Origin of the sequence: Providencia sp. PROV109 (assembly GCF_033681625.1) — a bacterium.
Classification (GTDB): domain Bacteria; phylum Pseudomonadota; class Gammaproteobacteria; order Enterobacterales; family Enterobacteriaceae; genus Providencia; species Providencia hangzhouensis.
This window is the reverse complement of sequence record NZ_CP096320.1, coordinates 465,124-478,065: the sequence shown is the minus strand read 5'-3', so window position 1 is coordinate 478,065 and position 12,942 is coordinate 465,124. Positions and strand designations below refer to the sequence as shown.

Annotated in this window: 12 protein-coding genes and 1 pseudogene; 5 read left to right on the top strand and 8 right to left on the bottom strand. The window is 41.5% G+C overall.

Annotated elements, in window-relative coordinates; translation table 11 throughout:
- Positions 1-46: 46 nt before the first annotated feature.
- The 4 genes from M1F25_RS02110 to M1F25_RS02095 form a co-directional block, all read right to left on the bottom strand.
- Entirely contained in the window at positions 47-520 is a 474-nt protein-coding gene (locus M1F25_RS02110) for a DUF6882 domain-containing protein (RefSeq protein WP_094961408.1), read from the bottom strand.
- A gap of 3 nt (positions 521-523) precedes the next feature.
- Positions 524-1,459 carry a nucleoside hydrolase gene (locus M1F25_RS02105; RefSeq protein ID WP_004260931.1) on the bottom strand — a complete coding sequence of 312 codons (936 nt, stop codon included), beginning with the start codon at positions 1,457-1,459 and terminating at the stop codon, positions 524-526.
- A 98-nt stretch (positions 1,460-1,557) separates the two neighbouring features.
- Positions 1,558-3,717, bottom strand: coding sequence for an ornithine decarboxylase (locus tag M1F25_RS02100; RefSeq protein ID WP_004260934.1), 2,160 nt, complete (start codon positions 3,715-3,717; stop codon positions 1,558-1,560).
- 272 nt (positions 3,718-3,989) lie between these two features.
- Complete coding sequence (locus M1F25_RS02095; RefSeq protein ID WP_096864598.1) at positions 3,990-5,009, bottom strand: mechanosensitive ion channel family protein; 1,020 nt, start codon at positions 5,007-5,009, stop codon at positions 3,990-3,992.
- A gap of 143 nt (positions 5,010-5,152) precedes the next feature.
- On the opposite strand from M1F25_RS02095, the gene M1F25_RS02090 reads away from it, so the two are divergent.
- Positions 5,153-5,560: a DUF2750 domain-containing protein gene (locus M1F25_RS02090; protein WP_094961411.1), complete on the top strand. Its 408-nt coding sequence runs from the start codon at positions 5,153-5,155 to the stop codon at positions 5,558-5,560.
- A 35-nt stretch (positions 5,561-5,595) separates the two neighbouring features.
- On the opposite strand, the gene M1F25_RS02085 is transcribed toward M1F25_RS02090, so the two are convergent.
- The 3 genes from M1F25_RS02085 to rbsK all read right to left on the bottom strand — a co-directional run bounded on the left by M1F25_RS02085 (position 5,596) and on the right by rbsK (position 9,021).
- Positions 5,596-6,612: an aldose 1-epimerase family protein gene (locus tag M1F25_RS02085; RefSeq protein ID WP_180312344.1), complete on the bottom strand. Its 1,017-nt coding sequence runs from the start codon at positions 6,610-6,612 to the stop codon at positions 5,596-5,598.
- Between the two features lie 63 nt (positions 6,613-6,675).
- Positions 6,676-7,983: an L-fucose:H+ symporter permease gene (gene fucP / locus M1F25_RS02080; RefSeq protein WP_004260949.1), complete on the bottom strand. Its 1,308-nt coding sequence runs from the start codon at positions 7,981-7,983 to the stop codon at positions 6,676-6,678.
- 108 nt (positions 7,984-8,091) lie between these two features.
- Complete coding sequence (gene rbsK, locus M1F25_RS02075; RefSeq protein ID WP_094961414.1) at positions 8,092-9,021, bottom strand: ribokinase; 930 nt, start codon at positions 9,019-9,021, stop codon at positions 8,092-8,094.
- Between the two features lie 168 nt (positions 9,022-9,189).
- Between rbsK and deoC the strand changes: the two genes are divergently transcribed.
- Complete coding sequence (gene deoC, locus M1F25_RS02070; RefSeq protein ID WP_096864595.1) at positions 9,190-9,858, top strand: deoxyribose-phosphate aldolase; 669 nt, start codon at positions 9,190-9,192, stop codon at positions 9,856-9,858.
- 55 nt (positions 9,859-9,913) lie between these two features.
- A complete protein-coding gene (gene deoR / locus M1F25_RS02065; protein WP_004260957.1) occupies positions 9,914-10,693 on the top strand; it encodes a DNA-binding transcriptional repressor DeoR in 780 nt (259 codons plus the stop codon).
- Positions 10,694-10,735: 42 nt separating this feature from the next.
- Here the strand turns inward: deoR and rnz are convergent, their stop codons facing one another.
- A complete protein-coding gene (gene rnz / locus M1F25_RS02060; RefSeq protein ID WP_004260962.1) occupies positions 10,736-11,650 on the bottom strand; it encodes a ribonuclease Z in 915 nt (304 codons plus the stop codon).
- Positions 11,651-11,884: 234 nt separating this feature from the next.
- On the opposite strand from rnz, the gene M1F25_RS02055 reads away from it, so the two are divergent.
- Both M1F25_RS02055 and M1F25_RS22430 read left to right on the top strand, forming a co-directional pair.
- Positions 11,885-12,061, top strand: coding sequence for a hypothetical protein (locus M1F25_RS02055; protein WP_181489179.1), 177 nt, complete (start codon positions 11,885-11,887; stop codon positions 12,059-12,061).
- A gap of 48 nt (positions 12,062-12,109) precedes the next feature.
- Positions 12,110-12,916: pseudogene (locus M1F25_RS22430) on the top strand (inverse autotransporter beta domain-containing protein); the annotation flags it as partial.
- Positions 12,917-12,942: the final 26 nt, after the last annotated feature.

Sequence of the window (12,942 nt, the reverse complement as noted above, 5' to 3'; positions counted from 1 at the left end):
AGGCGCTAAAATGCCTTATCGACCAGAGATAAAGCACCAATACAACCTAAATTTGTTTAAGAGAAACTTCACCAAATGTCATAAATACCAAAGTATGCCCCGCAATTCCACGGTACACCCCTTGCTGATTATTGAGTTCGCAAGCCAATGCCGTTAATTGCCATGCGTCATACTCCTCGATTTGACTAATGCGGGCGGTTAATAATGCGTTGTCTTTCCGCTCGCCATAAGCTTTCACCGCGATTGCATCTTGTGTTAAAGCGCTGTCGATAGAACTGTTTGCCCAGCTCCACATCCAACTGCCTTGGCTTTGGTCATAAGTACCAACAATTTGAACGGGCGCTGTTGCCATTATATTGTCAGGCGCATGAAAAATAATGGTTCCTTCGTCTTGGTTCACTGACCAATCGGCTTCATCTAATTTCCATGTATCACAATGAAATTGGTTTTTGGCCTGTAACGCATTCATGCTACGTTCAATTAATGCCTCATAAGGCATTTGTTCTATTTCATTATCCATTTATTACCCAATATTTTTTAATGCGTTGATAATCAACTGCCAAAATTTATGATGGTCTAATTTAACAGCAACTTGAGTATGGCTATTTTCAGGCGCAGGATAGCGGAAGTCAGCCACCGTCATGCCTAACGTGTGCGTCCCAGTCAGTTCAATATTTACAGGCACTTTTTGTGTGGTCATTACGTTAGGGTCAATAACATAAGCAACCGCACAAGGGTCGTGTACTGGCGGAGCATCAAAGCCTTGAGCTTGCTTGTACATTTTTCCAAAAAAATCCAGTAGTTCGACGACAAATTGTGAACAATCACTGCCAATCGCAGCAATTTGTTTCACTACATCAGGAGTTGCTAGCGCTTGATGGGTAAGGTCTAAGCCCACCATGGTTAACGGCCATTTTTCATTGAAAACAATATGAGCCGCTTCTGGGTCAATTTTGATGTTAAATTCAGCTACCGCACTCCAATTCCCAACATGATAGCCCCCTCCCATCAGCACCACTTCTTTAACTCGTTCGACAATGCGAGGCTCAAGACGAGCAGCAAGCGCAATATTCGTTAATGCGCCAGTAGGAACTAAAGTCACCGTTTTAGGCGGGTGAGACATAATGGTTTCGATAATCAGTGAAACTGCATGTCTTTCATCAAGCTTCAATGTTGGTGTCGGTAATACAGGCCCATCAAGCCCTGATTCCCCATGAATATCAGGCGCAACTTCAATTTCCCGAACTAAAGGGCGTACCGAGCCCGCAGCAAATGGAATACCGCTAATCTTCGCCATTTCAGCGATAGCCAGTGCATTATGAGTGACTTTTTCGAGGGTTTGATTACCAGCAACGGTTGTTACCGCCAATAATTCAATGTCAGGGTTACCATAAGCCAGTAATAACGCGATAGCATCGTCATGGCCGGGGTCACAATCGAGGATTATTTTTTTGCTCATACCTTACCTTATTAAAATTGGAGTCAGAAATGGCACTGACCCCAATTTAACCAGCTAGCAAGGTAAAATCTATGCTTAATATCTGAATACTTAGAAATTTATTTTAAAACATGCGCATAGACACGTTTTTTCTCACCTTCATTTTTCGAAATATACACACCTTGTAACTCAGGAGCAAAGCCCGGTAATGCATTAATACCCGTTTCTAGTGCTTTGAAATAACGCAGTACTGGCCCCGACCACACTTCCCCAGGTACGACACACAATACGCCCGGTGGGTACGGTAATGCCCCTTCAACAGCAATACGCCCTTCCAATTCATCTAATGGCAATAATTCACAGTTACCACGAATAAACTCTAAATGTGCCTGTTGAGGTGCCATTTTCACTTCCGGGAAGTGAGCTTTACGGAACATCTCTTTTTGCAGCTGTTTAATATTGTCATTAATGCTGAGTTGGTGCATCTCTTGGCATAAACGGCGTAATGTATAACCCTGATAATGGTCTTGATAACGCTGATAAACCGAAGGCAATACATCTTCTAATAACGCATCTTCATCCAGTAACTGTTCGAAACGGACCAAATGGGATACTAGCAGTTCCAGTTTTTCACGGGTTTCTGCGGGTGTTAACAAAAATAAAATTGAATTTAAGTCACATTTTTCAGGGATCACGCCGTGTTCACGTAAAAAATGCGCCAAAATCGTCGCAGGCACGCCAAAAGCGTCATATTCTCCACTTTCGACATCAATACCTGGCGTCGTTAGCATCAATTTACAGGGGTCAACGAAGTATTGGTCCTGTGCATAGCCATCAAACGCATGCCAACGTTCTTGCGGTATGAAGTTAAAAAAGCGTTGCTCAGCAGCGATTTGCTCTGTTGGGTATTCGTGCCATAACTTGCCATCAACGATTTCAGGAACAAAAGGCTTAAAATAACGGCAGTGCTGAAGTATCGATTTTCTTACCTCAATCCCCACTTTCACACAGTCCATCCACATCATTTTGCCTGCATCACCTTGGTGAATACGTGCATTGACATCCAAAGAAGCAAATAGAGGATAAAATGGGCTGGTAGAGGCGTGCATCATAAAAGCATTGTTGAGTTTTTTGTGTGAAACAAAGCGCTCTTGCCCCTTGATGTGGTTATCTTTTTTATGGATTTGTGACGCTTGTGAGAAACCAGCCAGTTGTTTATGAACTGACTGAGTCACCATAATACCGGGGTCATTTTCATTTAATTCCAATAGTAATGGCGAGCACTGGCGCATCATTGGAATAAATTGTTCATACCCCACCCACGCAGAATCAAATAAAATGTAATCACACAAATGGCCAATTTTATCAACCACTTGCCTTGCGTTATACACAGTACCGTCATAAGTTCCAAGTTGGATCACCGCTAAGCGAAATGGCCGCTGGGCTTGTGCTTTTTCAGGCATCACTTCCTGGATAAGTCCACGTAAATAACTTTCATCAAAGCAGTGCGCATCAATACCGCCAATAAAGCCAAAAGGATTACGTGCCGTTTCTAAATAGACCGGTGTTGCCCCCGCCTGTATCAGCGCCCCATGGTGGTTTGATTTATGATTATTACGATCGAACAAAACTAAATCACCCGGTGTTAATAGCGCATTTAGCACGACTTTGTTGGATGATGAGGTGCCATTTAAGACAAAATAAGTTTTGTCCGCATTAAAAACTTTCGCGGCAAATTTTTGTGCCTCTTTCGCTGCGCCCTCGTGGATCAATAAATCGCCCATTGCCACATCGGCATTGCATAAATCGGTACGAAACAGGTTTTCACCATAAAATTGATAAAACTGCTCCCCTGTTGGGTGGCGACGGAAAAATTGGCCGCCTTGGTGCCCCGGACAGGCGAAAGTCACATTATGACCCGCAGCATAATCCATCATTCGAGCAAAAAATGGCGGTAATAACTGCTCAAGGTACTGATTTGCAGCATCGAGCAATTGACGGCTATTTTCTTCACGAGCAGCCGGGGCTGGCGGTAATAGCGCCGTTAAATAAGGTGGTAAATTTTCATCGGTTGGCAGCTGTTTATCACTAATGATAAACAGCGGAATACTCAGCTGACTCTCAACAACTCTTTCCCACAGCCCTTGGTTGGCATCTTGTTCAGATAGCACGACAGCGGCAATATTGTTTAACTGTGCATCGCGAATATCTACCCACTGAAATTCATTAGTGAAATAGATTGCGACCCCCTGGCTACATGCCACATTGATTTTGTTCATAGCAGTCTGGCTCTTAGTTAGCTGAGGAAAAGAGGCGGACAATATACTTGATAGATCAGGGAATTGAAATGACTAGCATGGTAAGAAAAGAGGGCAAGATTTGGAAAGTCGAATATATTTTATAACCCACTGGTTAATAGCATAAAAATTCTATCTCATCACAACCCTCTCCCCCATACTTCAGGCCGTCATAAAGATAATAAAAAGATAAATTAACCAATTAACCCGATGATCACCACAAATTAATCGGTCAATTTATCCGTAATGGGACGTTAGTTGTTTTTTTCCACATACAAAGTCTGTGATGGGAATGCAAAGTCCGCATCGTGGCGTTTAACTATCTCAATGATCTTCAAATACACCGCTTGCTGTGCAGCTAGCCATTCAGCCCAAACCGTTGTTTTGGTAAAGCAATACACCATAATATTTAACGAAGAGTCGGCAAAAGCATCGAAATAAACTAATAAGGTTTGGCTGGTATCGATATTTGCATCTTGTTGTAACATCGTGCGAATATCATCGACAATAGCTCCAATTTTGTCTGAATCTTCGTAACGCAAACCAATTTCAGTTTTGATACGTCGGTTAGTCATGCGCCCCGGGTTTTCCACACTAATAGAAGAAAAAACCGAGTTGGGAATGTATAGCGGACGGTGGTCAAACGTAATAATTTTAGTGATCCGCCAGCCGATTTCAACCACCGTGCCTTCAATGTTTCTATCCGGTGAACTGACCCAATCACCAATATTGAAGGGCCGATCAAAGTAGAGCATTAACCCAGAGAAAAAATTACTCAGGATATCTTTACCGGCCATACCGATAGCAATACCGCCAATCCCGCCAAACGCCATCAAACCAGAAAGGCTCATCCCAAAATGCTCGCCAAACAGCAGTACCATAATGACAAATATCGCTGTTTTAAACACGCGGGCAACAATACGTGCCGAAGTGGGGTCACTGCCTTTTTTAATCTGTGCTTTTTCTAGTCGGTTCGCTAGTTGGAACAGTTTTCGCATTAAAATCAATGCAATCAATGAGATGGTAATAAAATTAACCAAAGAAGTGGAAATAAAGGTTAAATCAAAATCTTTTGCGGCCATGTCTACATATTGAGCAATAACAATAACCACGCCACACAGCACAACAGTTTGAATCACATTGATCAAAATACTTTTGCGTTTATGTTTATGCTTACGGCGTTTATGTACAATCTCAAAAGCTAAATAGATTGCGAGAAAAGTCGCAATTAAGGTCATACCAATCGCATATTTTTCAAGTAATGCTTCTATCATTTCTAACCGCCCTAAAATTTACCTGATAGATCTTATTTTTATTTGTTTTACTGTGTATTGTTTTTCGTTATCTTGTTATTAAGATAACAATTATAAAGATAATTTTCCCAATAATTATCAGGTACTTTTTAGATTATCCAATAATGAATAACAACCTATTTTCCCCAAATGATAAAGAAATAAAAAATGTCCATGCGCTTAGACCATACCAACAGTATAACTATTTTGTCGGTAAAATCGCTGACTGGGAACAGGTATGGAGCCTCGGTGATGGGAAAAATCTCGTTACCGCATGGAATGATGAAAAATGTCTTTTTCTCCCCCTATGGCCTGCCAAAGCATTTGTTGAGTTGTGTTTAACGGGTGAATGGGCAAATTTTACGCCAATGCTATTTACCCTTAAACACCTGATGACAGAAATTCTGCCTGATATGCATGAAGCAAATATTAAGGTTGCATTGATGATGCAGTCTGATGGGGAAAAAACATTAGTTTATGATGCCGCGGCGCTTCTACGCGATTTAGAAGAAGAATGTCAGCAATATGAGTAAAAGGCAGCAATGTGCTGCCTTTTTAAAGTAAAAAACTACTTTTCAACACCAGTAGTGACAGTAAATTCACGAGTTTGCCCTGCCTCTAACCAAATCAGTGTTTGGTTATTTTTCGCCGCAAGGAAACCTTCTGGACGACAAGTTGCAGGGAGTACAAATGCGCCAACTTTTTGGTCACCATTATACAAAATCCAACGAGTTGCATAATTTAGCTCATTAGATTTAAAACGCGTTACAAACGTATCTCCTGCGGGTGAAACCATTCTAAACTCAGGCGTTGCGGTATATTGGCTAAGATCATCCATAAAAAACACAATTTCAGGGTCACACATTTGTGGCTGATTAAGCTGATTTAATGTGACTTTGCCAGATTTCAACGCTTCATTAAATGCGAGCCATTTTTCAGTTGGCTGTACATGCCCCGGTATTGATTCACGCAATTTAATCGCATTTTCGGGGATATTTTGTGTCAATGTTGCATTCTCCACGTAAGCATAATTCATATGGCACATATATTGGAGAGGCATAGGCACCGATGCTAAATTGGTGACTGACATATGAATATCAAATAATGCACTATCTGAGTTTAATTGCACTGACGGTGTCGCACGATAATGATGACCAAAACCCATCACATACTCATATTCGCCGACAACTTTCAAACTTTCGCCTGTCAGTTCCAGCCAAGCGCTATCCATTGATGCACAAGGCATTTCCCCATGTAATGGATGTGAATCTTCTGGAGAAGGGCAACCATTACTGATTAAACCTGAATGGAATGCAAAGCAACCGTAGGTTTCAACTACCGTTGGAACCAGTTTTGGCGCTGAAAACATATTTTCCATTTTCAGATTTTGGCCACAAAATTGTGCATCCCAAATCATTTGTCCTAAAAAAGGTAAAATCGTTAAATACCCTTGCTGATTTTCAATTCGTAGCCCTTCCACGCCAGTTTGGTAACGAAATGCAGTGGCAGTAAATTGGTTATTTTTTAAAATAAGCGTCGGGTTTTCCGTAAATAAGCTTTTGTGAAGAGGTATCAATGTATTCATTTTCATACTCACGGTTTAATAAGATAAATGGAATTGGGTAGCTCACACTACCCAATTTGAGCACTATTTTGCAGCTTGTTTGGCTTTAAAGCGGCGTTCACCAACGAAGTAAATACCGACATACACGAAGCACAGCATGGAAACGAGGAATGAAAGTTGTAATGAGTGCAGCATATCTGCGACATAGCCTTGAACGGCAGGAACAACCGCAGCACCGACAATCGCCATCACAATGACCGCCCCAGCCATTTCGGTATGCTCATTATCAACGGTATCCAAAGTACCTGCATAAATGGTTGCCCAGCAAGGTCCAAACAAAATACTCACCATGACCGCTGCATACACCGCAGTGAAACTCGGAATAAACGCAACATAAATCAGGAACAACGCCCCAATCACCGAGTAGATAATTAGGACTTTTTCTGCATTAAAGCGAGTCATTAGAATATTGGCGATAAACTTCCCAATAAAGAAACAAGCAAAGCTATACACCATAAAGTTTGAGGCATCGCGTTCGTTAATATCCCCCATCTCTAATGCGAGACGAATGGTAAATGACCACACAGCCACTTGCATACCGACATATAAAAATTGGGCAATAATTCCTTTTCTAAAGCGGCTATTTTTCGCTAAATATTTTAAGGTTTCTACCGCGGTTGGGCGTTTATGATCTTGAGTTTCTGCCACTTTACATTTAGGAAACTTGGTAATAAGGAATAAAATCATTACCACAACCAATACCATAATCATATAACGGTAAGGTTCGAGAGTATTTTCCAACATGGCTAAACGGAATTCATGAATTTGTTCCGCATTCATTCCTGCCATTTGGTTTTGTAAGCTATCCCCCTCGGAAAATACCAGATACTTACCTAGCAAGATCCCGCCCGCTGCGCCAATTGGGTAGAAAGTTTGGCTAATATTTAAACGCAATGTCGCGTATTGTTTAGGCCCTATCATTGAGCTATATGTATTTGCTGCGGTTTCAAGGAAGCTTAAACCAATCGCAATGGCGAAAATAGCTGCCAAGAACATGGTGTAAGTCGCCATATGAGACGCAGGGAAGAACATACTGCAACCCGCGATGTATAGGATCAGCCCCACCATAATGGCATATTTATAACTGGTTTTTTTGATCACTAACGACGCTGGAATAGCGATTAAGAAATAACCACCATAGAATGCACTTTGCACTAAAGCAGAGGCGAAGTTACTGAGTTCAAAGACACTTTTAAACTGTGTGATTAAAATATCATTTAATGCTGCAGCACATCCCCATAATGGGAACAGACACGATAGTAGGATAAATTGGAATAGAGGAGTCTTACTCAGGTAGCCATCCGGTAACTGAGTGATGTTCTTAATGTTCATAGTAACCCTTATATTTTTATAATTTATACCCGATGAGTGGCTATGTGGCTCTGATGACCACTTAATTATTCAAAGGGTATATAGCTACGTTGGACTATTATTATTTAGCTATTCATTAGCTGTGTTGATTTGCACAAATTCATTAAATTGCTCAACACTTGGATAAGAAGATTGAGTCCCTTTCCCTGTCACACTGAAGGCCGAAAACATCACTGCTTTTTTCAGTGCTTCTTCAATATTCCCCGTATGGACATAGTAATGAGAGAAACAGCCGATAAAGGCATCCCCTGCACCACTGGTGTCAATGGCATTCACTTTAATTGCGGGTATATGTAACTCACTGTCTCGAGTCATCCATAGCGCCCCTTTATCCCCTAATGTCACGATGACATTTTTTAACCCTTTATCCAGCAAAGACTGTGCGGCGCGACGAATGTTATCCATCGTGTCTACTGGCATATTGGTTAAAATTTCTAATTCCGTTTCATTAGGTACAAAGAAATCACATCGGCAAGCAAAATCGAGATCGAGCGTACGTTGCGCTGGAGCTGGGTTGAGCAACACTGGGATCCCATGTTTATTGCCGAATGAAATTGCGTGATAAACCGTCTCAAGCTGGACTTCTAATTGCAGGACGATCAATTTACATTTTTTCAGATCTTCCGCTGCGCGATCGATATCTTCCGGGGATAAAAATTTATTCGCCCCTTTGACGATCAAAATGCTATTTGATGAATTTTGATTAACAAAAATAGGCGCGACACCACTTGAGGTACAAGGTACTTTTTCCACATAACGGGTGTTAATACCGTAAGACTCAAGATTGCGGATCGTATTATCTGCAAAAATATCATCGCCGACTTTGGTTAACATGATCACTTTTGAATTTAACTTAGCAGCAGCAACCGCTTGGTTCGCACCTTTACCGCCGCAACCAATTTTGAAAGCTGGCGCTTCTAACGTTTCGCCTTCTTTTGGCATTTGATCGATATAAGTGATCAAATCAACCATGTTTGAACCAATAACTGCTATATCCATAATGTCCCTCGTGTTAAATAAATCACATAATGATATGATAGTAACATTATCATGTTGCAAAAATATCATTTGTGATTAGGATCTCGAATAACGAATGATCAAGTGTTATATCTACCACATTTCCTCATTCTTTGTTGTCTATCCCACATTTATATAGGAAAGTTGAAAATGCAAGACTTAGCAAAATATATTGATCACACTTTACTTGCTGCGAATGCGACTGTCAGCGATATTACTAAACTGTGTACGGAAGCTGCTGAACACCATTTTGCCTCTGTATGTGTGAACACAGGTTATGTTCCTTTAGCCAGCGAACTTTTAAAAAACAGCGACGTTAAAGTTTGCTGTGTGGTAGGCTTTCCACTAGGGGCATGCTTAACTGAAGCCAAAGCATTTGAAGCCGCAGAAGCTGTCCGCCGTGGCGCTGATGAAGTCGATATGGTTATCAACATTGGCATGCTAAAAAGTGGCGACTTAGACTTTGTCCGTCGTGATATCGAAGCGGTATTTGCAGCTTGCGGCAAAGCAACATTAAAAGTTATTTTAGAAAACTGCCTATTAACTGATGAAGAAATTACACAAGTTTGTGAAATTTGCCGCACAATTAAAGTCGGTTTTGTGAAAACTTCAACAGGTTTCAGTACAATGGGTGCTACAGAGCACCATGTCGCCCTGATGCGTAAAGTGGTTGGTGATGAAGTCGGTGTAAAAGCCTCCGGTGGTGTGCGTGACCGTGAAACCGCAATTAAAATGATTGAAGCTGGCGCAAACCGTGTAGGTGCCAGCGCGAGTGTTGCCATTGTCACAGGAACGGCGACCAAGCCGAGTGACTACTAAATGATGGGGCGCGGTCTAACCGCGCCAATTTTGTGCATTTAAAAAGGATTGTAGGGTGATAGAAACTAAACAAAAAGAACGCCTTCGCCGTTTAAGTGAATGTTTAAAGCGTTCAGGACGCATTCATTTAAAAGAAGCCGCTAGAATACTCGAAGTTTCAGAGATGACTATCCGACGAGATCTCAGCGCAGACACAGAAGGCCCTATTCCTATGTCACTCCTTGGCGGCTATATTGTTTCTGTTACCCAACCAGCCAACTTAGCTACCCAAGAGCCGCAAGCCGATGTTTTTACCCCTGACCAAACCGAAGAATTATATATCCCTAATCTTGCCGCTAGTATGGTGACAGAAGATGATGTAATTTTCTTTGATAATGGCATTGAAATGGCCACCTTGATTTCACTCATCCCCGAAGAGATTAATTTCACTGGCATTTGTTACTCACATAACGTTTTTCTCGCCCTTAGCCAAAAGAAAAATGCCACCGCACTTTTATGTGGCGGGGAGTATCGCCCTAAAAGTGATTCTTTTTACAACCCTTCACTCCCTTCATTACTTGATTCAATCAACCCTAAAAAAGCCTTTATTTCAGCGGCTGGCGTGCACGGAAATTTTGGCGTAACTTGCTATAATCTCGATGATTTACCAATGAAGAAAAAAGCGATGGAAAAATCTATCCGTAAGATTTTACTCGCCCCTTATAACCTATTCGATGAAGTCGCGACCGCCAATATGGGGGAATTATCACAATTTGATGTGATAGTCACAAATAGGCAGCTTTCTGATGAATATGAAACATATTGCCGTAATGGCTTTGTGAAAGTGATTTATTAAAATCGCCAATAGATTTAGCGGACAATATCTTGCCCGCTAACATTAAATCTTCACGGTTAAATAGTCTTCTGCGATTTCTGTTGCAGGGAACACCGATTGGCACTCTGCAAGCAATCTTGGTATATCTTCACTCACGTAACGACCACTAATATGGGTTGCGATAAAACGCTTAACCCCTGCCGCGCGTGCTAGCTCAGCCGCTTGTACCGTAGTCGAGTGGCCACGCTCATTGGCTTTTTGAGCAAATTCAGCCTCTAAGGTGGTTTCATGGATCATCACATCGGCATTTCTCGCAAGCTCCAGTGCTTGTTCTGTTGGTTGAGTATCACCAAAAATCGCAACGACTTTACCGGGAATAGGCTCACCAAGGTAATCAGCCCCATTCACGACTCGCCCATCATCAAGAACGATGGTTTCACCCGCTTTAAGCGCTTGCATCCAAGGGCCGCGAGGAATATTGTCATTGGCTAATTTGACTGCGTCTAATGCACCACTTTTTGGATGTCCTTCAATACGATAGCCGTAGCACTCAACACGGTGGTCAAGAGCATAAGCCGTCACAATTAACTCCCCATCATCAAATAACTGCCCAGCTTCAATTTCAACGATTTCCAACGGGTATGTCATATAAGACACACTCACGGCTAATACCGTTTCAATATAGTGTTTTAACCCTTTTGGACCATAAACAGTCAGTAGGTCTGTTGCCCCACCCATTGAGCGGCTACATAACAAACCGGGGAGACCAAAAATATGGTCGCCATGTAAATGGGTAATAAATATTTTCTCAATTTTTGGCGTTTTAAATGGGCTATTTAAAATGCGATGTTGTGTCCCTTCTCCACAATCAAATAACCAGTAGCTTTTACGGATACCGACTAAATTTAATATCATACTGGTGACATTGCGCTCTTTTGTCGGCACCCCAGCACTGGTTCCTAAAAATGTTAACTCCATAACTTCCTCATCTAATTTGTTGTTTTTATTATGGTAAGATTTTTTCCAATAAAAAAATCATTTATTTTAATCTGTATAGTATTCCGTATTTTTTGATTATCAACCAAAGCCAGTTATTCCAAATATTTCCAATATACAAATCGTATTTCCATATTCATCCGATCAATTCACAAGCACTGATCATTGTCTGCCCTGAAAATAGCGATATTAATATTTATATCAGGAATATGTTCGATGAATCCCCCTTCGTCAAAATTGAAACCTAAACTACCGAACAGTTTGCTCCTCTCTACGGCAATTTGGTCTACGGCTATTTTGCCAATGGTGCCAAGTTATGCCCAAATCGTCCATTTAGACGATTTACCTACACTCGGTGGTCAGGCCATTCAATTTGAAGGAACCCAACCTTAAGATAGTACTGAACGTTTTTTAGCGGAATATGGACAAAATGCCGCAAACTTTGCTTCTGAAGAAAAAAACACCAAAAATCTGGCAGATATGGCACAAGATTACGCTCGCCATAAAGCCGCAAATATGGCGACGGATGAAATAACACATTGGTTATCCAAAGCCGGTAATGCCAGGCTAAATATTAATCTCGATAAAAAATTGTCAATTAAGACATCTCAATTAGATTGGTTAGTACCTTGGTATGAACAACAAGATTTGTTGTTATTTTCTCAGCACAGTATTCACCGCACTGATGGCCGGCTACAGACCAATAACGGTATTGGTTTACGTCATTTCCAACAAAATAGCATGATAGGGGTAAATGCTTTCTTTGATCATGATTTATCCCATTACCATTCGCGCTTAGGGTTTGGTGTGGAATATGCTCAAGATTACGTTCGAATGAGTGCGAATAGCTATTTGGGACTATCGACTTGGCGCAGTGCATCCGAATTAGCCGATGATTATAACGCACGCCCCGCCAACGGCTGGGATATTCAACTTGAAGGTTGGCTACCCACGTATGCGAATTTAGGTGCAAACCTAAAACTGGAACAATATTACGGAGATGACGTCGCTTTATTTGGCAAAAATGAGCGCCAGAAAGACCCAGTGGCGGCTACCGTCGGCGTCAATTGGTCTCCATTTCCCCTGCTCGCAATAAATGCAGAACATAAAATAGGCAATAGTGGAACAAATGAGACAAATGCAAAAGTGGCGTTTAATTGGTTGCTAGGAAGGAGCTTAGCGCAACATCTTGATACTTCGGCGGTAGCGGCCACTCGCCATATTTCCAGCAATCGTTATGATTTTATTAACCGTAATAACAACATTGTGTTGGA